This window comes from Xanthomonas campestris pv. campestris str. ATCC 33913, from assembly GCF_000007145.1.
In the GTDB taxonomy this organism is placed as follows: domain Bacteria; phylum Pseudomonadota; class Gammaproteobacteria; order Xanthomonadales; family Xanthomonadaceae; genus Xanthomonas; species Xanthomonas campestris.
In genome coordinates, this window is record NC_003902.1 from 918,406 (window position 1) to 941,193 (window position 22,788).

Below are 22,788 nucleotides of genomic sequence, written 5' to 3' on the forward strand. Positions count from 1 at the left end.
AGCATCCGGCGATGGATTCCTTGACCCAGATCGTACTCGGCGGCGCGATTGCCGCCGCCATCGCGCCGGCCGGTCAGCGTCGCGCGGCCTTGCTGGCCGGCGCGGCGCTGGGCACCTTGCCCGACCTCGACTCGCTGGCGCTGCTGCCGCTCACCGACGACCCGGTCACCCTGATGACCGTGCACCGCAGTGTCAGCCATTCGCTGTTCGTGCTGCCGCTGGTGGGCTGGCTGATCTGGTGGCTGTTTCGGCGCTATGGCGACGGCCGCGTGGCCGGTGCGCCCAAGCGTTGGTTCTGGGCGATCCAGCTGGCCTTGATCACCCATCCGCTACTGGACGCCTTCACCGTGTACGGCACCCAGCTGTGGTGGCCGCTACACCCGCATCCGGCCATGTGGTCGAGTGTGTTCATCATCGACCCGGCCTACACGCTGTGGCTGCTGCTGGCCTGCGCGGTGGCCTGGTTTGCGCGCGCACGGCCGCTGGCCCAGCGTGCGTTGGTTGCCGGGCTGGTGCTGAGCTCGGCCTACCTGGGCTGGTCGCTGCTGGCCAAGCAGCTGGTCGACCAGGAGGCCGACCGCGCGCTCGCTGCGCTGGGGCTGGGCGATGCGCCGCGCTTCTCGGTGCCGATGCCGCTCAACACGCTGCTGTGGCGGGTGGTGGCGATGACCCCGAATGGCTACGTGATTGGCGAGCGTTCGCTGGTGGCCGATAGCGGCCCGATGCAGTTCCGCGGTTTTTCCAGCAATACCCAGGCGCTGGGCGAGGTGGCTGCGTTCGACTCGGTGCGCCGGCTCACCTGGTTCAATCGCGGCTTCATGCGCGCACGGCTGGTTGACGACGACCTGATGCTCAGTGACCTGCGCATGGGCCTGGAGCCGGACTACAACTTCAACTTCGTGGTCGCCCATCGCGATGGTGGGCAATGGAAGCCGATCGTGCCGCGCCAGGTCCAGGCGGCGTACCGTGCGCCGGTGGCGCGCGACCAGATCGGCGCGGTGCTGGCACAGATGTGGTACCGCATCTGGCACGCGCCAACTGGCAAGGCGCTGACCGGCGATCTGGATGACAGCGCTGCGCCGGCCTCGGCCAAGGTGCAATAACACCGGTCTCGCGCTACGGCTTTATGCGGCTGCGCGGCGCATCTGCGATGTGCCATGCATGACGATGCGATCAGGTGTGGCTGCATTTGCGGAAAGGTGACTAGCCTGCTGGTGTGCGCCGCGTGGTCTTCGCGCGGCGACCGCAAACACGGTGAACTGGCTCAGGCAGCAGCGTGCAGCGGCGGCGGCACGCCGGCAATCAAGGCGTCGAAGTAATCGCGGGTCAGTGCCAGCTGCGCCTCGGGTGTTTCGGCGCGATTGACCACTGCGCGGAAGTCCGCACTCTGCGGATGATCCTTCGCATACCACCCCAGATGCTTGCGCGCGATGCGCACGCCCTGCGGCTGCCCGTAGAAGGCGTGCAGCGCTTCCAGATGCCCGAGCAAGGTGTCGCGCACGAAGGCCAGCGATGGCGGCGGCAGCAACGCGCCGGTCGCCAGGTAATGCGCTACCTCGCCAAAGATCCACGGCCGGCCCTGCGCAGCGCGGCCAATCATCACCGCGTCCACGCCGGTGTCGCGCAGCACCTGCGCGGCCTTCTGCGGCGAATCGATATCGCCGTTGGCGATCACCGGAATCTGTAGCGCGGCCTTGATCTGCGCGATGGTGGCGTACTCGGCCGTACCGGTGTAATGCTGGTCGCGGGTGCGCCCATGCACGGCCAGCGCGGCGATGCCGCAATCCTGCGCGATGCGTGCGATGGTCGGACCGTTGCGGTGGTCGCAGTCCCAGCCGGTACGGATCTTCAAGGTCACCGGCACATCCACCGCACGCACCACCGCGCTCAGGATGCGTGCCACCAGGTCTTCATCGCGCATCAGCGCCGAGCCGGCCCAGGCATTGCAGACCTTCTTGGCCGGGCAGCCCATGTTGATATCAATCAGCTGCGCGCCGTGGTCGACGTTGTAGCGCGCCGCTTCGGCCAGCTGCTGCGGTTCGGTACCGGCGATCTGCACGCTGATCGGATCCGGCTCGCCGGCATGGTCCATGCGATGCAGCGATTTGCGCGTGCCCCAGAACCGCGGATCGGAGATGGTCATCTCCGACACCGCCAGGCCCGCACCCAGCCGCTTGCACAGCAAGCGGAACGGCTTGTCGGTGACGCCCGCCATGGGGGCGAGGATCACCTTGGGGGCGATGGTGTAGGGGCCGATCTGCATGCGGGCATTGTAGCTGGGGTGGGGAAGGGAGTCGGGAATGGGGGTTGGGGAATCGTAAGAGCGCTTGCGGGCTTCGGCCTGAGCGATTGCTAGGAGTCGTTCGAGCGATGTCGGCGTGATTGGCAAAGTGCGACGTGTAGAGGACGACAGTGGCGGGAGTATTGGTTGGCCGTACCTCACTCCAACTGTGCTGTGGAGTTGACTGTCTTCCGTCGTACCCTCACCCCAACCCCCGCTTCGCGCCCCTGCCCGCGCTTGCGGCGCGGGCGCTCCAAGGCACACGCGCCACTGGCGCGAAAGCAGCGCCTTTTCGCCCCGCGGGGAGAGGGACTTCTCCATCCTTCTCCCCTCGGAAGAAGCTGGCGCGTCAGCGCCGGATGAGGGTACGGGCGCCCGACGCTGCATCATGCCTCGCCTCCTTACCCGAGCGACTGTCCGAGGAAGAAGACCGAAGTTCCGCTGGGAGCGCGGTTCGCAGCATCCGTCGGCAGACAGGTCTCAACATGCCGTTCGCCAATCAAAAACAGTCTCTAACATGCAGGCCAATGCCCTGAACGCAAAAGGCGACCGCATCGCTGCGGTCGCCTTCGTCGTCGCGTAAAGCGTGCGGCTCACACCGCCGGTTCGGGCACCATGCGCGGCATTGAGGTCGCCGCGCCTTCCACTTCGGTGGAGCGTGCGGCGTAGCGCGTGGCAAAGCGCACGTGGGTGATGAAGCTTGCATTGGGCGAGTGCGCCAGCGAAGCCACCAGCGCGCCGTTGAAGGCATCGCCAGCACCGGTGGTATCCACCGTCTGCGCGCTTTCCGCGCCCACGCGGTAATGCGCCTGGGTGTCGCCGCGCAGCTGTTCTTCGGCGTGCGAAATGAAGGCGCCCACCGCACCCAGCGTCACCACCACGGTGCCGCCCGGCAGCAGCTTGCGGCACAGCGAATGCAGCGTATTGCCGTCCAGCGCCGCCACATCGTCGGCGTTGATGCGCTCGCCAACGTGGCGGCCGAGCAGCGCAGCAAACTCGGTTTCGTTCGGCGTCAATACGTCGGAGAGCTTGAGCAGGCTGATCGAGGTCGGCGCGTTGGCCGGCGCGGCGTTGAGCACGGTGAGCACACCGCATTCGCGTGCCAGCGCCAGCGCCGATTCCACCGTTTCGGCCGGCGATTCCAGCTGCGCCAGCAGCACGCGCGCCGAGGTCACCAGCGCGCGCTGGTTGTCGACAAACCCGGCGCTCAGCACCGAATTGGCGCCGGCACCGATCACGATGGTGTTGCGGCCATGCGCGTCGACATAGATGCCGCCGGTGCCGGTGGGCTCATTGCTGGGCTCGGCGATCAGCGCAAACCCGTCTTGCGCGGCCAGCGAACGCGCCAGTGCACCGCCGGCATCGTCGCCCAGCGCGCACAGGAAGTGCGTCTTGGCGCCGGCACGTGCGGCTGCAACGGCCTGGTTGAACCCCTTGCCGCCGGGACCAGTGCTGTAGCGACCGGCGATGGTGGCGCCCGGCGCGGGCAGGGCATCACAGCGCCACACGTGATCGACATTGAAGGACCCGACAACGACGACCGAACTCATAAATACCTGCTTGCTTGAATGACTAAGATGACACGTGGCGTGCAGTGATTAGACCGGCACGCCGATGAACCGGCGCCGCCTCACCCGAAGTGCGACAGCACCCCGGCAATGGTAGCGGTCATGAACGTGGCGATCGAACCGCCGAGCACCGCGCGCAGGCCGAACTTGGCCAGATCGTGACGGCGTTCCGGTGCCAGGCCGCCGATCCCGCCGATCTGGATCGCGATCGAGCTGAAGTTGGCGAAGCCGCACAGCGCATAGGTGGCGATCAGCCGGCCTTCTTCGCTCAGGCGCACGCCGGGTACCTGGCCCTTCACGATCTGCGACAGCTCGGTGTAGGCGACGAACTCATTGATCACCACCTTCTGCCCGATCAGCGAACCGACCGTGGTCGCGTCCGCCCACGGCGTGCCGATCACCCAGGCCACCGGTGCGAGCACGTAGCCGAAGATGGTCGACAGGTTGGTCGGGCGGCCCAGCGCGGCGGCCGCGCCGGTGATCTCGCCCAGCCAGGTGAGCGGTGCGTTGATCAGCGCGATCAGCGCAATGAAGGCCAGCAGCATCGCGCCGATGTTCAGCGCCAGGCGCAGGCCATCGCCCGCGCCGGCCGCGGCCGCGTCGATGACGTTGCTGGTGGTCTTTTCCACTTCCATCTTGACCGTGCCGCGGGTCAGCGGGGTGCCAGTTTCCGGCACCAGCAGCTTGGCCACCACCAGCGTTGCCGGCGCGGCCATGATGCTGGCAGCCAGCAGATGCTTGGCGTAGAACGCCTGCTGCGCCGGGTCGCTGCCACCGAGCATGCCCACGTACGCGGCCAACACGCCGCCGGCGATGTGCGCCATGCCGCCGATCATCATGGTCAGCAGCTCGGACTGGGTCATCTTCGGGATATACGGGCGCACCGTCAGCGGCGCCTCGGTCTGGCCGATGAACACGCTGGCGCACACGCTGGTGGTTTCGGCGCCGGACACGCGCATCACCTTGGTGATCGCCCACGCCATCGCCCGCACGATCACCTGCATCACACCCAGGTGGTAGAGCACGCCCATCAGCGCGGAGAAAAAGATGATGGTGGGCAATACCTGGAACGCAAAGATGAAGCCGTAGCTGTCGATGTTCATCAGGTTGCCGAAAATGAAGGTGGACCCCTCATTGACGAAGCTCAGCACCTTCACGAACCCCTTGCCCAGCGAGTCGAATACGTCGCGTCCACCCGGCACCAGCAACACCAGCGCGGCGAACGAGATCTGCAACAACAGGCCGGTGGCGACCAGCTTCCAGTCGATCGCACGGCGGTTGGTCGAAAACAGCCAGGTAATGCCGATAAGCACCACCAGACCGAACAGGCCGAACCCGATCCTCCCCAAACCTTCGACCATTCCAATCCCCGGGCTGCTGACGGCAAAACGGGAAGCCTAGAGCAGGGGGTGTCGGTGGGCAAGGCGAGGGGTGTTCAGACGCCGCCGCCGGCCGCAGAGCGTGGCGCATCGGGCAGGGCGATCGCGCTCCGTGCCGCGGTGCCGGCGGCTGTGCGCAAATCGGCCGGTACGCTGCGGGTGCTGGCGCATGGCGTGAAGGGGGGAATGCGGCGCGCTGATGGCCTCCAAGAGCGTGCGTTCGAGTGAGCGGAGCATGTGTGCAATCAAGCGAAATGCCTTGAAGCGCCGAGGTGACGCCTGGAAGAAGTGGAGGTGGATGCCGGCAGCCGCGCATGCGTGCAACCCGGACCCACATCCAGGCGGCGTCCGCCTGCTGGCCACCAAGCTGCCCACACATCCGGGCAGCCCCGCCTCGTCACATGCCTGGCTGGCTCGCAGCCAAGCTGCAACGCTGCACCCGATTCCCGATTCCCGATTCCCGATTCCCGATTCCCCAATCCCCAATCCCCAATCCCCAATCCCCAATCCAACGCCATCTCCTACACTGCGCACGCCGGTCCGGGGCGCGGTGCGCCGGAGGCTGCTGGAGTCTGCCAATGCATTACCGTCGTCTGGGATCCACCGGGCTGCAATTGTCGGCCTTGTCGTTCGGTGCCTGGGTCACCTTTGGCAAGCAGATCGGCCGCAGCGAGGCGCGCAACCTGATCGCCGCAGCGTGGGACAACGGGATCAATTTCTTCGACAACGCCGAGGTCTATGCACGCGGGCGCGCCGAGGAGGTCATGGGCGATGTGATCGGCGACCTGCGGCTGCCGCGCGATGGCTACTGCGTGTCCAGCAAGGTGTTCTTCGGTGCGGTGGACGACCCGCGGCCCACCCAGCGCGGGTTGTCGCGCAAGCACGTCACCGACGCCTGCCATGCCGCGTTGCGCCGGCTGCGGGTGGATTACCTGGACCTGTACTTCTGCCACCGGCCCGACCCGGACACCCCGATCCAGGAAACCGTACGTGCCATGGACGCGCTGATCCGCCAGGGCAAGGTGCTGTACTGGGGCACCTCCGAGTGGAGCGCCGAGCAGCTGCGCACTGCGCTGGAGATCGCCGCGCGCGAACACCTGCATGCGCCGGCGATGGAGCAGCCGGAGTACAACCTGCTGCACCGCAGCCGCCTGGAGCAGGAATACGCGCCGCTGTGCGAGGCCGGCCTGGGCACCACGATCTGGTCGCCGTTGGCCTCTGGCCTGTTGACCGGCAAGTACAACGCCGGCGTGGATGCCGACAGCCGCCTGGGCCAGCCCGGCAATGCCTGGCTGCAGGACGAAGTGCTGGGCACGCCGGAAAGCCGACGGCTCGAGCGCGCGCGTGCATTCAGCGCCGTGGCGGCCGAGCTGGGGCAGTCGCCGGCGCGGCTTGCCATCGCCTGGTGCCTGCGCAACCCGCATGTGTCCACGGTGATCCTGGGCGCCAGCCGGGTCGCGCAACTGGAAGAAAACCTGGCTGCATTGCAGACCCTGGAGCAGGTGGATGCCGCCGGCTGGGCGCAGGTGGACGCGGCGACGCGGTGAAGCGGCACGGCTGAGACGTCGCAGCGCTTGGTGGCGGTGTTGGGGTCCTGGCGAGCGGGTGGTTTGTTTCCGGAACGGCTTGGCCGCTGGCGTCGAGCGCATCGTGCCGCCCAGGCCGGTTTGGACGCACGCACGGCCTGCGCGCGTCCCCAATTCCGCCCGCAGACCCGGCGCTGAGCGGCTGTGCCGGTCAGCTGGTGCGAGCGCTGCGCGCCGCATCGATGACAAGCCGTACATCGTTGCCACAGTTAGGTGGCCATGACCGCAAGGAAGCCAAGTCCGGGGGCAGCGTCATTGCCTGCGCACTGCCGCCATCCAGGTCTCGTCGCCGCAAGCCCGATGGGGCATACGAGATGCGCTTCATTGCGCACACGTACGCCAAAATGCCGAGCTTCGATTGACAGTTCCAATCGAAAACATGACCCAATGCAAAGATCCAGCCATCCAAATGAGAATGGCTCTTGATCAATAAATGAGAATGGTTATTATTTGTCTGGCCAACCGACTGGAGATCCAGATCATGACCGCTCATCCCGTGCTGCTCCGCTCCGAACCGGTCAACCTGCGCGACCGCGCTGCGCCGCGTGCCGTTCCTGCCGAAGACCTCTTCAGCAGCGAGGCGCTGCTCAAGGGCCGTCGCGAAGTGCTGATCCAGCATGGCGACCGCATCTATCGCCTGCGCCACACCAGCAACGACAAGCTGATCCTGACCAAGTAAGTCCTGGCGAAGGCCGCGCCTGCGCGCGCCTTCCGCTGCCTGCCACGGGCGTTGCCATCGCCGTCCGTGCGTTCTCTCTCCACCCTCGGCTAACGGTCGCGGCGATTGCCGTCTGCGTGGCCGAGGGTTCTCCCAAAGGTTACCGATGATCCGCCTGCATCCGCTGGTGGTTGCGCTGTCACTGGCGCTGCCCGTTGTTCCCCTGTGCGCCATTGCTGCCGAAGCCGATGCCGGCGCTGCCGCGGCGCGCGACGTGCATGACTTCGACCGTCTGCAGGTCACCGCCACGCGCACCCAGCGCGCCTTGGTGGAGGTGCCGGGCACCGTGGATGTGATCGACCGCGAGCAGCTGGACAACCAGTTGGTGCGCGAGCTCAAGGATCTGTTCCGTTACACGCCCGGCGTGTCGGTCACCAGCACCAGCGGGCGCTTCACCGGTGCCAGCGGCGTGCGCATCCGCGGTCTGGATGGCAACCGCGTGGCGATCCTGGTCGACAACGTGCCGGTGTCGGACACCTTCAATTTCGGCAGTTATCTCAACGCCAACCGCAATTTCGTGGACCTGGAAACGCTCAAGCGGGTCGAGGTGGTGCGTGGCCCGGCCAGTTCGCTGTATGGCTCCGATGCACTGGGCGGTGTGGTGGCCTTCGTGACCAAGGATCCGTCGGATTACCTCAGCGCCGACAAGCACAGCTATGTGGGATTGAAGTTCGGCTACGAAGGCGACTGGAACGGCCTGTTCGCCGGCGCCACCGGCGCATTCGGTGGCGAGCGCTGGAGCGGCATGGTCGCGGTGAGCCATCGCCAGGGTCAGGAAGCGCAGAACCAGGGCGACAACCGCAGCCGTAACTACACCCGCACCGCACCCAATCCGCAGCAGGTCGATGGCCGCAGCGTGCTGGGCAAGCTGGTGTACGCGCCCAACGCGCAGCAGCGCTTCAAGCTCACCGTGGAGGGCAATGAAGACGACGGCCGCATCGAGGCGTTGAGCGGTATCGATGCGCGCAGCCCCAGCGCATCGCAACGCATCCTGTCGCAGGACGGCCGCGACCATCAGACCCGCGCGCGGGTGTCGCTGCGCCACGAACTGGATGCGCTTGATACCGCGCTCGCCGACGACCTGTTCTGGCAGCTCTACCGCCAGGACAGCGCAAGCCTGCAGCGCACCGACGAGTTGCGCGGCAACAACACGCGCCGGCACAACGAGCATCACTTCGACCAACGCGTCTACGGCCTGTTGGTCAATGCGCACAAGGCGATCGACACCGGCACGCTGCGGCACGACATTACCTACGGGCTGGAAGGCTCCTGGACCGACACCCGCGAGAAGCGCGATGGGTATTCGCTCAACCTGGCCAACGGCGCGGTGAGCAAGCTGGTGGGGCAGGACGTGTTCCCGGTGCGCGATTTCCCGATGAGCGAGACCACCAAGCTGGGCGCGTACGCGCAGGACGAAATGCGGCTGCTGGACGGACGGTTGTCGCTGATTCCCGGCGTGCGCGTGGATTATTTCCGGCTGTCGCCGCGCGTGGATGACATCTTCCGCCAGGACAATCCGGGCGTGGCCGCCGAAACCATCGACGAGCAGCAGGTGTCACCCAAGTTCGGCGCGGTGTGGCGGTTCTCGGATGCGTGGTCGGCGTATGCCAACTATGCGCACGGGTTTCGCGCGCCGCCGTACAACGACGTCAATATCGGCTTCACCAATCTGCAGGCGCGCTACACCGCCATCGCCAATCCGGACCTGAAATCGGAAACCAGCCGCGGTGGCGAGCTGGGCCTGCGCTTCAATGACACCGTCGGCTACCTCGGCGTCAATGTGTATTACACCGATTACCGCAACTTCATCGAATCGTATGCACCGGCCGGCGTCAACGCCGAAGGCTTGCTGCTGTTCCAGTCGCGCAACGTGGACGATGTGGTGATCAAGGGTGCCGAGGCGCGTGCCGGTGTCGACCTGGGCGCGCTGGCCGGCTGGCAGGGCTGGTCGGTCAATAGCGCGGTGGCGTATTCGCAAGGCGACAACCTCACCGACGACACGCCGCTCAATTCGGTTGACCCATTGCGCGGCACGCTGGGCGTGGCGTTCGACAGCGAGCGCTGGGGTGCGGAAGTGATCGGCACGTTCGTGGCGCGCAAGCGCCGCCCGCAACTGGCCAGCTATTACACGCCTGCCGGTTACGCCACGCTGGACCTGATGGGCCACTGGGAATTCGCACCGGGTGCCAAGGTCACCGGCGGCATCTTCAATCTTGCCGATCGCCGCTATGTCGACTGGAACGCGCTGCCCAACGGCACGCTGGACAGCAGCACGGTGCTCGATCGCTTCACCGGCGCCGGGCGTACCGCCTCGGTCAGCCTCGCTGTGAGCTGGTAGCGGCCATGCCGATCGCCCACCCAATGCCGCTCGCGCATGCGCGCACTGCCCATCGCGCCTTGCCGCAACCACGGCAGCTGATGGCCCTGGGCACAGTGCTGTGCGTCTATCGCCCTTCGCTCGGCGATGAACGCGATGGCTGGCAGCATGCGGTGTCGGCGGCAGCGTTCCGCCAGGTCAACAGCGATGGCCTGCGCGAAAGCATCTGGTTCTTCGATGCTGGCGGCAGCAGCTGCTGGCGCCTGTGCCTGCTGCCCGACAGCGATTTTCTGGCCTGGGATCGCCTGGTCTCGCGGTTGCCGGCGTTGCCGATCGACGGCCAGGAACTAGGCGTGGGCGAGCGCCTGTGGCGGCGCATGGCCGGGCGGATGCGTGGCGACAGCTGGCGGCTGAGCGCGCTGCGGCTGCATGCCGGTAGTAGCCGTGATCGCCCGCTGGGCGCCACGTTGGCCAGTGTCTCTGCGCTCGGCGCGGAAGTGGCCGCACGCCTGGCGCGCGAAGAAGGCATCGACGGCCGCGTGGCGGTGGATGATTGCTGCTGCGCACGCGCCGCCGCCCTGCGCCATGCTGCTGCCAGCGCCACTGCGCCGGGCACCGGCAGTGATCCGCAGGCCATGACGGCCTCCTTGTTGCGGCTGCGCCGCTGACGTTCACCCTTTACAGATGAGCCTTCCGATGATCCGAGCGTTTCCCCGTTATCTTGCCGCGGCCTTGGCGCTGTTGCCGCTGGTGGCTGCCGCCGATGCCCAGCGTGACCGTGCCAGCATCCTGGCGATGCAGGGCGAGTACGCCGTGGACTTTGCCTTCGACGAAACCGTGCTGCTCAAGCCGGGCTACGAACGCGCCTCGGCGATGCGCAGTGGCGCCAACGAAGTGGTCATCGTGGTGGAAGATTCGCCGCGCAAGGTGGTGCTGCAGCATCTGCTGGTGGACGAGAAAACCAAGCATGTGACCAAGCACTGGCGGCAGGACTGGACCTATGAAGCACCACAACGTTTCGAGTTCAGCGCCGAACAGACCTGGCAGGTGCGCGCGCTGCCTGCGGCCGTGACACAGGGAGCGTGGACGCAATGCGTGTTCGAAGTCAGCGATGCCCCGCGCTACTGCGGCACTGGCCGTTGGGACTATGCCGAGGGACATCCCACCTGGACCAGCGACCTGAGCTGGCGCCCGTTGCCGCGTCGCGAGTACACCAAACGCAGCGACTACAACGCATTGTCGGTCATCAACCGGCACACGCTCACGCCCAACGGCTGGACCCACGAACAGTTCAACACCAAGGTGCTGCGCAAGCCAGACGGCAGCCAGGACGCCATCGCCCGCGAGTTCGGTTTCAACGAGTACCGCAAGACCACCGAGGTGGACTTCGCACCGGCCTATGCATACTGGAAGGGCACGCAGGGCTACTGGGCAAAGGTGCGTGCGCGTTGGGCGAAGTTCCTCGACACACCGCCGGGCCTGCATCTGAAAACCAAGCCGGACGGCATGGCGATGATCATGCCGATGTTCGAACAGGCCGAGACGGTGCAGGGCGGCAAACGCGTCACCGATGCGCAGATCGATGCGGTCTTCATGCAGTGGGTGGAACCGGCGAACTAAGCGTGCATCAGCCAACCAGGCATGCAGCTGTCGTAGGAGCGCGCTTGCGCGCGAGGGGCACTCCCGAGAACGGCCCTCGCGCGCAAGCGCGCTCCTACGTGCAAGACGGGTTTATTCCTTGAACATCAAGAACGCTGCGACCAGGATCAGCCCGAACGCGGCCCAGTGGTTTCACTGCATCGATGTGGTTCTCACACGGTGGGGTGGAACCGGCGAACTAGGCACACCGCGAATCAAACATGCCGGTGTCGTAGGAGCGCGCTTGCGCGCGAAGGGCATTGCCGATAACGGCTCTCGCGCGCAAGCGCGCTCCTACGTGCAAGGCAGGTGTATTCCTTGAACGTCAAGAACGCCGCGACCAGGATCAGCCCGAACGCGGCCCTGTAATTTCACTGCATCGATGTGGTTCTCACACAGTGGGGTGGAACCAGCGAACTAGGCGTGTATCAGCCAGCCAGGCATGCAGCTGTCGTAGGTTGTGGGTTACACATGACGGGCATTCCCGAGAATGGCCCTCGCGCGCAAGCGCGCTCCTACGTGCAAGACGGGTTTATTCCTTGAACATCAAGAACGCTGCGACCAGGATCAGCCCGAACGCGGCCCAGTGGTTCCACTTCAACGACTGGCCCAGGTAGAACGTCGAGAACCCGGCGAACACCAGCAGGGTGATCACTTCCTGCATGCCCTTGAGCTGCGGAGCGGAATACACTGCGCTGCCCAGGCGGTTACCCGGCACCTGCAGGCAGTATTCGAAGAAGGCGATGCCCCAGCTGACCAGGATCGCGATCATCAGCGGCGTGCTCTTGTACTTCAGATGCCCGTACCACGCGAAGGTCATGAAGACGTTGCTGGCGAGCAGCAGCAGGATCGGATACAGGTAGGCGGTGAAGGGCGCGGTAGGCATGACGGCAGGCGGCGGCAGGACGGGGCCGGCAGCATAAGCCAGCCTCGTTAAGCGCACGCGACCATGCCGGCCTAGGCCATAGCAGGGTTCAGCGTTGCATGCCCCAGCGGCGTACGGTCAGTCGTTCGATCGCCTGGAACACCACGCCTTCCACCAGCAGCCCCAACGCGATCACCATGGCCAGGCCGGCGAATACGCGGTCGGTGTACAGCTCGTTGCGGTTCTGGAAGATGTACCAGCCCAGCCCGCCTTGCCCGGACGTGGCGCCGAATACCAGCTCGGCGGCGATCAAGGTGCGCCAGGCAAATGCCCAGCCGATCTTCAGCCCGGACAGGATCGCCGGCAGGGCCGCGGGAATCAGCAACTGCACCACGTAGCGCGGGCCGCGCAGGCCGTAGTTGCGGCCAGCCATGCGCAGGGTGTCCGGCACCGCCTGGAACCGGGCGTAGGTGGTCAGCGCCAGCGGCCACAGCACCGAGTGCACCAGCACGAACACCAGGCTGCCGGTGCCCAGGCCAAACCACAGCAGCGCCAGCGGCAGCAGCGCGATCGCCGGCAGCGGATTGAACATGGCCGTCAGCGTGCCGAGCAGATCGCGGCCCCAGCGCGTGGAGGCGGCCAACGCGGTCAGCACGAAGGCCAGCACCACGCCCACCACGTAGCCTTGTGCCAGCACCCGCAACGAGGTGCCGACCCGGCGCAGCAATTCGCCCGACAGCAGGCCGGTGTAGAACGCCTGCGCGGTCTGCCACGGGCTTGGCAGCATCAGATCGTCGGCCACCACGCGCGCGGCCACGTACCAGGCGGCCACCAGCACCGCCAGCACCAGCGCCTTGCGCAACCAGCCAGGCGCCTGCCAACGCGCCTGTGCATGCACCTGCAGCAGCGCCGGATCCAGCGGCTGCAGCGCGACCTCGTATTCCGGCCGCACCGGCGGGGTTGCCGGCAACGCCGTGCCGCGCGTGCTCATGGCAAGGCCTCGCGTTGACGCACGGCCGGCCTGCGCAGCGGCGCCACTTTGGCATCGTCCAGGGCGGCATCGGGTAGGTCGAACAACAGGCGGTGAATGCGCTGCGCGGTCTGCTGGAACGCCACGCTGCCGGCGCTCTGCGGGCCGAACGCATGCGCGTTGAGTTCGGCTCGCACCTGGCCGGGATGCGGCGACAACAGCAGCACGCGGTTGCCCACCACCAATGCTTCCTCGATGGAATGGGTGACGAACAGCAGCGTGAAGCGCAGTTGTTCCCACAACTCCAGCACCTGCTCCTGCATGCGTGCACGGGTGAGCGCATCCAGTGCGGCGAACGGTTCGTCCATCAGCAGCACGCGCGGGCGCATCGCCAGCGCACGTGCAATGGCCACGCGTTGCTTCATGCCGCCGGACAAGGTGTGCGGGTAGGCATCGGCAAAACCGGTCAATCCCACCTGCGCCAGGCTCTCGTCGGCGCGCTCCCGTGCTTCGGCACGCGATAGGGTGCGGGTGGCGCGCAGGCCGAACACCACGTTCTCGCGCACGGTCTTCCAGGGAGCCAGTTGGTCGAACTCCTGGAACACCACCACCCGGTCCGGCCCCGGTCCGGTGACGGCTGCGCCATCCAGCCGGATCTGGCCCTCGCGTGGCGTCACGAAACCGGCCACCGCCTTGAGCAAGGTGGACTTGCCGCAGCCCGACGGACCAAGCAGCACGAAGCGATCCGCCGCGTGCACGTCGAAACGCACCCGATGCGTGGCACGGACCACGCGCTGCGCGGAGGCGTATTCCAGGCTGACGTTATCGACCTGCAGCAGTGGCGCGGCGGTGGTCATCACTCAGCTCCCGCCCGCGATCAACGGGTCGTCGAAGAAGTAGTCGCCCACCTTCGCGGGCGCCTGCTTGATCGCACCGCTGCGCTGCATGAAGGTGCCCAGTTTCAGCGTGTTTTGCGGCACCACGGTGAACTGCACCTTGGGGTCCTTGAGGATCTGCAGCACCAGCGCGCGGTCGATGCCCGAGCCGTTGCGTCGCAGGAAAATATCGGTGGCCTGTTCCGGGTGCGCGGTAACGAACTTCGCCGCCTGATCCAGCGCAGCGACAAAAGCGCGATAGGTCTTGGGGTTGTCGCGGCGGAACTTTTCGGTGGCGTACAACACCGTGGCCGACGATGGGCCGCCTTCGATGTCGTAGGAACTGGTCACGATATGCGCGGCCGGATTGCGCGCCAGTTCCTGTTCCTGAAACGGCGGGCTGGCGAAGTGCGCGGTGATCTCGGTCCGTCCACGGATGATGGCCGCCGCCGCATCCGGATGCGGCAACGCCACCTGCAGCGGATCGAGCTGATGGGTGCCCTTGTCGCCCCAGCGCTGTTGCGAGGCATGCTGCAGGAAGCGCGACTGCACCGACACGCCGGTGGCCGGCACCGCGATGCGGTCCTGTGGCGTGAAGTCGCCGATACTCTTGATACGCGGATTGTTGCTGATCAGGTAGTACGGAAAGTTGCCCAGCGACGCCACGCCGCGCACGTTCTGGCGGCCACGGGTGCGGTCCCAGATGGTGAACAACGGGCCGACGCCGGCACCGGCAATGTCGATCGACCCGGTGAGCAACGCATCATTCACGGCGGCACCGCCAGACAGCTGCAGGAACTGCACATCGATGTCCACGCCGGCGGCCTTGCCCTGCTGCTCGATGAGCTTCTGGTCTTGCGCCACGTCCAGCAGCAGATACACGATGCCGAATTGCTTGGCGATGCGCAGTTTTCCTTCGGCCTGCGCGTGCGCGCTGTGTAGCAGCGGCAACGCGGCCAGCAACAACCAGGCCATGCGGGGCGCCTTGCGGCGATGGGGGATGGCGTCACCAACAACGGTCAAGCGCATGCGACGCTCCAGTGGGGAAGGAGAGGGAAACGGCGTGCGTGCAGGTCAGAACGGCACGTCGCCTTCGATGGTGGTGCGATTGAGCCGGCGACGCAGATGGTCTGGCGTGCCGGCCGCCAGATGCATCACCGAGCGGTTGTCCCAGAACACCATGTCGTGCGGCTGCCAGCGGTGGCGATACACCAGCGCATCGCGCGTGCTGTGGTCAAACAGCGCCTGCAGCAATGCGTGGCTTTCGTCGTCCGGCAAGCCGACGATGCGGGTGGTGAAGTGTTCGCTGACGAACAGCGCCTTGCGGCCGGTTGCCGGGTGCGTGCGCACGATCGGATGCTGCACCGGTGTGACTTCGGCAATCTGCTCGGCCGTCAACGCTGGGCGCCACGGGTTGCGCGCACGCAGTTCCTCGTACTTGGCGAGATAACTGTGCTCGGCCTGCCGGCCTTCCACCGCGCGTTTGAGTGCGTCGGGCAGGGTCTGCCAGGCCAGATGCTGGTTGGCGAACAAGGTGTCGCCACCCTCGGCTGGAAGCTCCTGCGCGTGCAGCAGCGAGCCCAGGCTCGGCGTTTCCTTGTACGACAGATCCGAGTGCCAGTAATGGCCGGCATCACCGAGCCCGATGGGCTGGCCGTTTTCCTTGATGTTGGAGACCACCAGCACTTCCGGATGCCCGCGCAGCTGGAAATTGCGCAGCACATGGATCTGCAACGGGCCGAACCGCCGGCTGAATTCGACCTGCTGCGCCGGGGTGATGCGTTGATCGCGGAACACCAGCACGTGGTGGTCCAGGTGCGCGCGGTGAAGGCGCGCGAACGTGTCTGCATCCAGCGGCTGCGACAACGCCAGGCCGATGACTTCCGCACCCAGGGGCGCGTCGAAGGGCACGATCTGCACGCCGGACGCGTGGCCGTGCGGGTTGGGCGCGCGCGCTGCGGATGTGGCACTGGCCATGACGAACACCTCGGAGGCAATGAAGGGCCGCCGGCATGCCGGCGACCAGACACCTCACTCTAGGCAGTCGTTGCCAGGCTGCGAACCAACCATTGGCAACTTCGTCATGCGCTGCGGATATATGCAGCGACGGCGGACGCGCACGCGTTGCGGCCGTGTCCGCCCGAGTGTTACTGCGTACGTAAGGCCAACGCCGGTGGCGTAGACAAAATGCGCCGCGTCCCGGACCAACCGGCGAGCAGGCTCAGCGCCAGGCCGAACGCGCCGCCAATCAGCAGGCGTGGCCAATCCGGAGTCAGCGCGATCTCGAACGCCTGCTGCCCGACCACTGCACCGATCACCGCTGCGGCCGTGACTGCCAACAGCGCCGCCAGCAGGCCCAACGCACCGAATTCCACCAGCACCGCACCACGCAACTGGCCGCGCCGTGCGCCCAGTGTGCGCAGCACGGCGCTGTCGTAACGGCGTTCGCCTGCGGTGGCCTGCAATGCCGCCAGCAGCACCAGCACGCCGGCCAGCAGGCTGAAGCCCATCACCAACTGCACCGCCTGCGCCACCTGATCAATCACCTCGCGCACCCGGCCCAGGATGGCGTCGATATCCAGCACCGAGATGTTCGGGTAATCGCGGCTGAGCGTGGCCAGCTTGGGCGCGTTGCCCGGCGGCAGGTGGAAGCTGGAAATCAGGTTGTATGGCGCATCGCCCACGGCGCCCTGGTTGAGTAGCAGGAAGAAATTGACCCGGAACGAATCCCAATCGGCCTTGCGGATGCTGGTCACGGTGAAGCTGCGCTGTTGTTCGCCCAGCAACAAGGTGATGCGGTCGCCCAGCTTGAGTTGGTAGCGCTGCGCCCAGCCTTCTTCCACCGAGGCTTCCGGCGCCGTGCTGTCGGCACTCCAGAATTTCCCCTGCAATAGCGTGTTTGCCGGCGGAAAGGCATACCGCCAGGAGAAGTTCACCGGGCGGTTGTCGCCGTCGCCATCGTCCTGCGGATCGCGATCGCCGCGCAGCGGTGGCTTGTCGTTGATCGCCACCAGCCGCCCGGTCGAAAACGGCTCCACCGCTGCACCTTCCACGCCAAGGCTGCGCAAGGTTTGCAGCACCGGTTCGGTCTGTTCGGGCTGGATGTTCATCAGGAAGTAGTTGGGCGTGTCCACCGGCAGGCGGTCGCGCCATTGCCCGAGCAGGCCGGGGCCGACGACGGCCAGCAGCAACAGCGCGCACAACGACAGCGAAAGCCCCACCAGCTGCACCACGCTCAGCCCACGGCGCCGGGTCAGCGAGGCCAGGCCCAGCTTCCAGGCGCCGCGCAGGCGGTGCTGGATCGGCCGTAGCGCCGCCAGCAGGCCCAGGCCGAGCAGCATCGCCACCACGGCCAGTGCCGCCAATCCGCCCAACACCCAGCCGGCCAGCACCAGGTTGCCGGTGGCATAGACGGTCAGCGCCAGGGTCGCCGCCAACGCAGCGGCGTAGACCAGCAAGGAGCTCGGCGGCACCGCGGCAAAGCTGCGGTTGAGCACGCGCATCGGCGGCACATTGCGCAGCCGCAACAGCGGCGGCAGCCCGAAGCCCAGTAGCAGCACCAAACCGATGCCGGCGCCCGCCAGGGCCGGGGTGGCCTGTGGCAGTGGCAGCCGGTTCGGGATCAGGCTACCCAGTGCCTGCACCAGGCCTTCCTGCGCCAGCATGCCCAGGCCGATGCCGACCAGGCAGGCGGGGATCGCGGTCAACAGCAACTGCAGCGACAGCATCGCCAGGATGTCGCGCTGGCGCGCACCCAGGCAGCGCAGCACGGCCACGGTGTCGATGCGGCGCATCGCAAACCGGTTCGCTGCCAGCGCGGTTGCCACGCCCGACAGCAACACCGCCAGCAACGCCGACAGGGCCAGGAAACGGCCTGCCCGGTCGAACGCGGCGCGCATGCCGCGCTGGGTGTCTTCGATGCCCACCAGCCGGTATTCGCTGGCGCGCGGCTTGAGCCAGGCGCGCAGGTCGGCAATGGCTTGCGGCGTACCGGCGAACATCAACCGGTAGGAGGCGCGGCTGCCCGGGCCGAGCAGTCCGGCGCGATCGATATCTGCGCGGTTGACCAGCAACGGCGGCGACAGCTGCATCAGCTCGCCGGAGGCATCGGGTTCGGCACGCAACACGCCGGTGATGGTGAGATGGCCGGCGCCGAATTCCAGCTGTTCGCCAACGCGCAGGCCCAGCGCGTCGAGCAGGCGTGGATCGGCATAGGCCTGGCCCGGCGGCGGTGCCGAAGATGCCTGCGCTTGCGTGCCGGCCGCGTCCTTGGATACCAGCAGCTCGCCGCGCAGGGGATACCCGGCGCCGACGCCGCGAATGTTGGCCATCTGGCTGGATTCGCCATGGAACAACACGCTGGGGAAACTGACCAGGCGGGTGGTCTGCAGCCCGCGCCGCTGCGCTTCGTCGGCAAAGGAGGCGGGAATCTCCTGGCGCCCGGTGACGCCCAGGTCGCCGCCCAGCACCTCGGCCGCGCTGGATGTCAGCGCCAGGGTGACGCGGTCCACCAACGTGCCCACGGCAGTCATCACCGCCACGCCCAGCACCAGCGCGGCAAAGACGGTCAGCAGGTCGCCGGCCAGGAACTCGCGGCGCACCGCACGTGCGGCCTGTTTGAGGACGTTCATGCCGCCGCGCCGGGCTGCTGTGCGTGCAGGCGCCCGCCATCGATGCGGTAGATATGGCGGCAGCGCTGCGCCAGGGTCATGTCGTGGGTGACCAGCACCAGCGTGGTCTCGCTGGTGGCATTGAGCGCGAACAGCAGGTCGCTGATCTGCGCGCCGGTGGCCTGGTCCAGGCTGCCGGTGGGCTCATCGGCAAACAGAATGCGCGGCTTGGCCACGAACGCGCGCGCCAGTGCCACGCGTTGCTGCTCGCCGCCGGAGAGCTGGCGTGGGTAATGCCGCGCACGCGCGCTCAGGCCAACCGCCTGCAGCACCTCGCGCACCCGCGCCGGATCTTCGCGCCCGGCCAGTTCCAGCGGCAGCGCGATGTTTTCTTCGGCCGTCAGCGCTGGCAGCAGGTGGAAGCTCTGGAACACGAAGCCCACCTCGCGGGCGCGCAGGGCCGCGCGTGCTTCCTCATCGAGCTGGCCCAGGTCCTGCCCGGCCAGCGCGATGCTGCCGCGGCTGGGCAGGTCCAGCCCGGCGAGCAGGCCGAGCAGGGTGGTCTTGCCTGACCCCGAGGCGCCGACGATGGCGATACTGTCGCCTTCACTGACCGTCAAGCTGATGTTGTCGAGGATGTGGAGTGTTCCCTCCGGTCCGCTGACGGACTTGCCGACCTCGCGGACGTCGATGGCGGTGCGGGTGCTGGAGTGGGGGGCCAGACTGTCGATGAGGAATCTCCGAATGCGTGAAAGAACACTGCGGTACAGCGTGATGAGCCTGTGGCTGCTGACACTCTCCCTGCTTGCGCCGGGGATTGCCTCTGCCAAAAGTCCGGCCACTGCCGCGCCGATCCTGGTAGTGGGCGACAGCCTGAGCGCCGCGCACAACATCCCGGTGCAGTCCGGCTGGGTCACCCTGCTGGACCAGCGCCTGAAGCGTGACATGGCGACGCCACCGCCGGTCGTCAATGCCAGCATCAGCGGCGAAACCACCTCCGGCGCCTTGACCCGGCTGCCTGGGCTGCTGCAAAAGCACCGCCCCGGCGTGGTCGTCATCGAGCTGGGTGGCAACGATGCCTTGCGTGGCCTCACGCCGGCCCAGCTCAAGGGCAACCTGGAGAAGATGATCCAGTTCAGCCGTCAGGCGGGCGCGAAGGTCTTGCTGCTGGGCATCGATGTGCCGCCCAACTATGGCCCGGCCTATCGCGAGCGGCTGAAGGCGACCTATGCCGACCTCTCCAAGCAATACCAGACCGCGCTGGTGCCGTTCTTTCTCGAGAAGGTCGCCCTGCAGCCGGGCCTGATGCAGGCCGACGGCCTGCACCCCACCGCCGCCGCACAGCCCAAGGTGCTGGAAACGGTCTGGCCAGCACTGCAGCCGCTGCTCAAACCCTGAGTAAGCGGCCTCGAGCGACCCGAATCCGACGCGAAGTCTTCACGCCATTTCCACCGCCAATCCGGCATGTTTCACAAAGCTGAAGACCGAGGAAAGTCCATGCGTCAGACCAAGGAAACGTCCGGCCTCGTGCTGGTCGTCGAAGACAATCGCAATATCTCAGAAATGATCGGCGAGTACCTGGAAGGCCGCGGCTTCGAGGTCGACTATGCCGTGGACGGACTGGACGGCTACCGTCTGGCCGCCGAAAACAGCTATGACGTGGTGGTGCTGGACCTCATGCTGCCGCGGCTGGACGGTATCGAAGTCTGCCGCCGCCTGCGTAACGACGCACGCAAGTCGACCCCGGTGCTGATGCTGACCGCACGCGACACGTTGGACGACAAGCTCACCGGTCTGGGCTTCGGCGCCGACGACTACCTGACCAAGCCGTTCGCGATCCAGGAACTGGAAGCACGCCTGCGTGCCCTGATCCGTCGTGAGCGCCGCCAGGTGGGTTCGGAAGTGCTCAAGGTCGCCGACCTGGTGCTGGATCCGGTGAGCATGCGCGCCACCCGCGCCGGCACCGAGCTGCAGCTGTCGCCGATCGGTCTGCGCCTGCGGACCATCCTGATGCGCGAATCGCCGCGTGTGGTGACGCGTCAGGAAATCGAACGCGAGATCTGGGGCAACGGCCTGCCGGACTCGGACACCTTGCGCAGCCATCTGTACAACCTGCGCAAGATCATCGACAAGCCGTTCGACCGCCCGCTGCTGCACACCGTGCAGAGCGCCGGCTATCGCATTGCCGACATCGCACAGCCGATGGCCTGATGTCGCTGGCCGGCTGCCGCCTGGCAGCCGGCTGTTCCTCAAGGCGCCCACGCGCCGCTCGTCACCGCGTGCTGCCGGTTGGTTGCACGACGGGCTCACGGAAGTGTTGCCTATACTTCGGCGATCTTCCTGGATGCCGCAATGCCGCACGGGCTCCCGCGAAAAATCCGCATCGCATTTTTGTTGCAGGTCGTCCTGGCGAGCCTGGCGATCATGCTGGGCGGCTATCTGATCTCGCTGGTCATCAAATACAGCCTGGTGCGTACCGTGCTGGCCGACGAGGCCGTGCATTTCTGGCGCATGTACCGCAGCGCGCCCGATCATCGCCCACCCGATACACGCAACATCCGCGGCTATTTCGATCCTGCCGGCCCTGCGAGTGATGACGTGCCGCAGTCGCTGCGTCTGCTGTCGCCGGGCTTCCGTGAAGTGGCCGCCGCCGATGCGCTTGTGTACGTCGACCAGCGCCCGGAAGGACGGCTGTACCTGGTGTTTCCACGCTCGCGTGCGGCGCATCTGACGCTGTGGTTCGGCGTGGTGCCGGCGATCCTGGTGCTGCTGGCGATCTATGGCGTGTCGTGGTTTACCTACCGTCTTTCCAAACAGCTGGTGTCGCCGGTGACCTGGCTGGCGCGCCGCGTGGCGCAGTGGGATCCGCGCCAACCCGATGTGGACGAGCTCTCGCCCGAACGGTTGCCGGTGGAAATGCAGGGCGAGACCCGGCAGCTCGCCGCTGCCTTGCACGAGCTGGGCCGCCGCGTCAGCGACCACGTCGCGCGCGAACGCAACTTCACCCGCGATGCCAGCCATGAATTGCGCACGCCGCTGACGGTGATCCGGGTCGCCAGCGACATGGCCCTGGCCGATGAAGAACTGGCACCGCGCACGCAACGTAGCCTGCGCCGCATCCAGCGCGCCGGACGCGACATGGAAGCGGTGATCGATGCCTTCCTGATCCTGGCGCGCGAAGCCGAGATCGACCCGCAGAGCGAAAGTTTCGATGCGGCCGAACTGGCCAGCGAGGAAGTGGACAATGCGCGCGAACTGCTGGGCGACAAGCCGGTCTCGCTGCACATGGTGGGCGACCGCAGCCTGCAGATGTTTGCGCCGCCACGGGTGATGCGGGTGGTGCTCAGCAACCTGCTGCGCAATGCCTGTGCCTACACCGATACCGGCAGCATCGAAGTGGAAGTCACCCAGGACCGCATCGTGGTGCGCGATACCGGCATCGGCATGAGCGAGGAGGCGCGGGCGCGTGCATTCGATCCGTTCTTCCGCGCCGACCCGACCCGGCCGCAAGGCACCGGACTGGGGCTATCGATCGTGCGCCGGCTGTGCGACCGCTTCGGCTGGCGCATCGAGTTGCATAGCGAGGCGGGTGTCGGTACTTCTGTTGCAGTCGTGGTGGCGTAGGTGGGTCTGACGCTGGTCCGCAGGAAATAGCGGCAAATCTGCTTATCGCTACCGTGTATGCGTCGCTGCAGTGGTTTAGCGAACGCGCTATGGCTACAGAAGAAAGCGAGATGCCCGGGGCACGCATCCTCGCTGTGTCAGTGCCTCAGCCTGAGGAAGGTGCTGGCCTGCGTTGACCGGTGAGCATCTCGACAGTGCGAAGCACGAAGTAAATGCAGCGCGTTTGAGCAAGCAGCGGTTGCCGTGCTTGCTCAGGATTGCTGTGCGTGGCTCAGGCGTACCTAGTTAACAGTGCATGCTCTCAACGCCAAATTGCGGACCGGACCAGCGAGTCGTTCCAGCAACGCCCGTCGCAAG

Annotated in this window: 20 protein-coding genes; 9 read left to right on the forward strand and 11 right to left on the reverse strand. The window is 66.5% G+C overall.

What is annotated here, in order from left to right; genetic code table 11:
• The first annotated feature begins 11 nt into the window (after nucleotides 1–11).
• A complete protein-coding gene (locus tag XCC_RS03955; RefSeq protein ID WP_011035998.1) occupies nucleotides 12–1,103 on the forward strand; it encodes a metal-dependent hydrolase in 1,092 nt (363 codons plus the stop codon).
• 161 nt (nucleotides 1,104–1,264) lie between these two features.
• Here XCC_RS03955 and dusB read toward each other — a convergent pair whose 3' ends face one another.
• The 3 genes from dusB to XCC_RS03970 all read right to left on the reverse strand — a co-directional run bounded on the left by dusB (nucleotide 1,265) and on the right by XCC_RS03970 (nucleotide 5,210).
• On the reverse strand, nucleotides 1,265–2,263 hold the full coding sequence (gene dusB / locus XCC_RS03960; protein ID WP_011035999.1) for a tRNA dihydrouridine synthase DusB: 999 nt from the start codon (nucleotides 2,261–2,263) through the stop codon (nucleotides 1,265–1,267).
• Nucleotides 2,264–2,874: 611 nt separating this feature from the next.
• Entirely contained in the window at nucleotides 2,875–3,831 is a 957-nt protein-coding gene (locus XCC_RS03965) for a ribokinase (protein ID WP_011036000.1), read from the reverse strand.
• Between the two features lie 80 nt (nucleotides 3,832–3,911).
• Nucleotides 3,912–5,210, reverse strand: a complete 1,299-nt coding sequence (locus tag XCC_RS03970; RefSeq protein ID WP_011036001.1) for a NupC/NupG family nucleoside CNT transporter — start codon at nucleotides 5,208–5,210, stop codon at nucleotides 3,912–3,914.
• Nucleotides 5,211–5,806: 596 nt separating this feature from the next.
• Here XCC_RS03970 and XCC_RS03975 point away from each other — a divergent pair.
• On the forward strand, nucleotides 5,807–6,775 hold the full coding sequence (locus tag XCC_RS03975) for a potassium channel beta subunit family protein (protein ID WP_011036002.1): 969 nt from the start codon (nucleotides 5,807–5,809) through the stop codon (nucleotides 6,773–6,775).
• Between the two features lie 190 nt (nucleotides 6,776–6,965).
• On the opposite strand, the gene XCC_RS03980 is transcribed toward XCC_RS03975, so the two are convergent.
• Nucleotides 6,966–7,307 carry a hypothetical protein gene (locus XCC_RS03980; protein ID WP_162098100.1) on the reverse strand — a complete coding sequence of 114 codons (342 nt, stop codon included), beginning with the start codon at nucleotides 7,305–7,307 and terminating at the stop codon, nucleotides 6,966–6,968.
• On the opposite strand from XCC_RS03980, the gene hemP reads away from it, so the two are divergent.
• The 4 genes from hemP to XCC_RS04000 all read left to right on the forward strand — a co-directional run bounded on the left by hemP (nucleotide 7,254) and on the right by XCC_RS04000 (nucleotide 11,469).
• Nucleotides 7,254–7,493, forward strand: coding sequence for a hemin uptake protein HemP (gene hemP, locus XCC_RS03985; RefSeq protein ID WP_011269995.1), 240 nt, complete (start codon nucleotides 7,254–7,256; stop codon nucleotides 7,491–7,493). The genes XCC_RS03980 and hemP overlap by 54 nt on opposite strands.
• A 145-nt stretch (nucleotides 7,494–7,638) precedes the next feature.
• Nucleotides 7,639–9,870, forward strand: coding sequence for a TonB-dependent hemoglobin/transferrin/lactoferrin family receptor (locus XCC_RS03990; RefSeq protein ID WP_011036004.1), 2,232 nt, complete (start codon nucleotides 7,639–7,641; stop codon nucleotides 9,868–9,870).
• A gap of 5 nt (nucleotides 9,871–9,875) precedes the next feature.
• Complete coding sequence (locus tag XCC_RS03995; protein WP_011036005.1) at nucleotides 9,876–10,517, forward strand: hypothetical protein; 642 nt, start codon at nucleotides 9,876–9,878, stop codon at nucleotides 10,515–10,517.
• 28 nt (nucleotides 10,518–10,545) lie between these two features.
• Nucleotides 10,546–11,469: a DUF6607 family protein gene (locus tag XCC_RS04000; RefSeq protein ID WP_011036006.1), complete on the forward strand. Its 924-nt coding sequence runs from the start codon at nucleotides 10,546–10,548 to the stop codon at nucleotides 11,467–11,469.
• Nucleotides 11,470–12,019: 550 nt separating this feature from the next.
• On the opposite strand, the gene XCC_RS04005 is transcribed toward XCC_RS04000, so the two are convergent.
• The 7 genes from XCC_RS04005 to XCC_RS04035 form a co-directional block, all read right to left on the reverse strand.
• Nucleotides 12,020–12,373, reverse strand: coding sequence for a DMT family protein (locus XCC_RS04005; RefSeq protein WP_011036007.1), 354 nt, complete (start codon nucleotides 12,371–12,373; stop codon nucleotides 12,020–12,022).
• An 88-nt stretch (nucleotides 12,374–12,461) separates the two neighbouring features.
• Complete coding sequence (locus XCC_RS04010; protein WP_011036008.1) at nucleotides 12,462–13,343, reverse strand: ABC transporter permease; 882 nt, start codon at nucleotides 13,341–13,343, stop codon at nucleotides 12,462–12,464.
• Complete coding sequence (locus XCC_RS04015; protein WP_011036009.1) at nucleotides 13,340–14,179, reverse strand: ABC transporter ATP-binding protein; 840 nt, start codon at nucleotides 14,177–14,179, stop codon at nucleotides 13,340–13,342. The genes XCC_RS04010 and XCC_RS04015 overlap by 4 nt, the downstream gene beginning before the upstream one ends.
• A gap of 3 nt (nucleotides 14,180–14,182) precedes the next feature.
• Nucleotides 14,183–15,226: an ABC transporter substrate-binding protein gene (locus XCC_RS04020; RefSeq protein ID WP_011036010.1), complete on the reverse strand. Its 1,044-nt coding sequence runs from the start codon at nucleotides 15,224–15,226 to the stop codon at nucleotides 14,183–14,185.
• Nucleotides 15,227–15,271: 45 nt separating this feature from the next.
• A complete protein-coding gene (locus XCC_RS04025; RefSeq protein WP_011036011.1) occupies nucleotides 15,272–16,174 on the reverse strand; it encodes a TauD/TfdA dioxygenase family protein in 903 nt (300 codons plus the stop codon).
• A gap of 170 nt (nucleotides 16,175–16,344) precedes the next feature.
• Nucleotides 16,345–18,828 (reverse strand): ABC transporter permease, encoded by a 2,484-nt coding sequence (locus tag XCC_RS04030; RefSeq protein WP_011036012.1) that lies wholly within the window; start codon nucleotides 18,826–18,828, stop codon nucleotides 16,345–16,347.
• Nucleotides 18,825–19,427: an ABC transporter ATP-binding protein gene (locus XCC_RS04035; protein WP_011036013.1), complete on the reverse strand. Its 603-nt coding sequence runs from the start codon at nucleotides 19,425–19,427 to the stop codon at nucleotides 18,825–18,827. Before XCC_RS04035 ends, XCC_RS04030 begins: the two co-directional genes overlap by 4 nt.
• Nucleotides 19,428–19,536: 109 nt before the next feature.
• Between XCC_RS04035 and XCC_RS04040 the strand changes: the two genes are divergently transcribed.
• From XCC_RS04040 to XCC_RS04050, 3 genes are all read left to right on the forward strand, one after another.
• Nucleotides 19,537–20,205: an arylesterase gene (locus tag XCC_RS04040; protein ID WP_029629036.1), complete on the forward strand. Its 669-nt coding sequence runs from the start codon at nucleotides 19,537–19,539 to the stop codon at nucleotides 20,203–20,205.
• 99 nt (nucleotides 20,206–20,304) lie between these two features.
• The gene (locus tag XCC_RS04045) at nucleotides 20,305–21,018 is read left to right on the forward strand and encodes a response regulator transcription factor (RefSeq protein ID WP_164923323.1); all 714 of its coding nucleotides are present in this window, start codon (nucleotides 20,305–20,307) and stop codon (nucleotides 21,016–21,018) included.
• A gap of 141 nt (nucleotides 21,019–21,159) precedes the next feature.
• Nucleotides 21,160–22,431, forward strand: a complete 1,272-nt coding sequence (locus tag XCC_RS04050) for a sensor histidine kinase (protein WP_011036016.1) — start codon at nucleotides 21,160–21,162, stop codon at nucleotides 22,429–22,431.
• Nucleotides 22,432–22,788 lie beyond the last annotated feature (357 nt).

Excerpts from the sequence above, each read along its gene's own strand:
- XCC_RS04015 (WP_011036009.1), bottom strand. The coding sequence starts at position 14,179 with ATGACCACCGCCGCGCCACTGCTGCAGGTCGATAACGTCAGCCTGGAA.
- XCC_RS04000 (WP_011036006.1), top strand. The coding sequence starts at position 10,546 with ATGATCCGAGCGTTTCCCCGTTATCTTGCCGCGGCCTTGGCGCTGTTG.
- XCC_RS03990 (WP_011036004.1), top strand. The coding sequence starts at position 7,639 with ATGATCCGCCTGCATCCGCTGGTGGTTGCGCTGTCACTGGCGCTGCCC.
- XCC_RS04020 (WP_011036010.1), bottom strand. The coding sequence starts at position 15,226 with ATGCGCTTGACCGTTGTTGGTGACGCCATCCCCCATCGCCGCAAGGCG.
- XCC_RS04030 (WP_011036012.1), bottom strand. The coding sequence starts at position 18,828 with ATGAACGTCCTCAAACAGGCCGCACGTGCGGTGCGCCGCGAGTTCCTG.
- XCC_RS03970 (WP_011036001.1), bottom strand. The coding sequence starts at position 5,210 with ATGGTCGAAGGTTTGGGGAGGATCGGGTTCGGCCTGTTCGGTCTGGTG.
- XCC_RS04010 (WP_011036008.1), bottom strand. The coding sequence starts at position 13,343 with ATGAGCACGCGCGGCACGGCGTTGCCGGCAACCCCGCCGGTGCGGCCG.
- XCC_RS04005 (WP_011036007.1), bottom strand. The coding sequence starts at position 12,373 with ATGCCTACCGCGCCCTTCACCGCCTACCTGTATCCGATCCTGCTGCTG.
- XCC_RS03955 (WP_011035998.1), top strand. The coding sequence starts at position 12 with ATGGATTCCTTGACCCAGATCGTACTCGGCGGCGCGATTGCCGCCGCC.
- dusB (WP_011035999.1), bottom strand. The coding sequence starts at position 2,263 with ATGCAGATCGGCCCCTACACCATCGCCCCCAAGGTGATCCTCGCCCCC.
- XCC_RS04025 (WP_011036011.1), bottom strand. The coding sequence starts at position 16,174 with ATGGCCAGTGCCACATCCGCAGCGCGCGCGCCCAACCCGCACGGCCAC.
- XCC_RS04040 (WP_029629036.1), top strand. The coding sequence starts at position 19,537 with ATGAGGAATCTCCGAATGCGTGAAAGAACACTGCGGTACAGCGTGATG.
- hemP (WP_011269995.1), top strand. The coding sequence starts at position 7,254 with ATGGTTATTATTTGTCTGGCCAACCGACTGGAGATCCAGATCATGACC.
- XCC_RS04045 (WP_164923323.1), top strand. The coding sequence starts at position 20,305 with ATGCGTCAGACCAAGGAAACGTCCGGCCTCGTGCTGGTCGTCGAAGAC.
- XCC_RS03980 (WP_162098100.1), bottom strand. The coding sequence starts at position 7,307 with ATGAGCGGTCATGATCTGGATCTCCAGTCGGTTGGCCAGACAAATAAT.
- XCC_RS03975 (WP_011036002.1), top strand. The coding sequence starts at position 5,807 with ATGCATTACCGTCGTCTGGGATCCACCGGGCTGCAATTGTCGGCCTTG.
- XCC_RS04050 (WP_011036016.1), top strand. The coding sequence starts at position 21,160 with ATGCCGCACGGGCTCCCGCGAAAAATCCGCATCGCATTTTTGTTGCAG.
- XCC_RS03995 (WP_011036005.1), top strand. The coding sequence starts at position 9,876 with ATGCCGATCGCCCACCCAATGCCGCTCGCGCATGCGCGCACTGCCCAT.
- XCC_RS03965 (WP_011036000.1), bottom strand. The coding sequence starts at position 3,831 with ATGAGTTCGGTCGTCGTTGTCGGGTCCTTCAATGTCGATCACGTGTGG.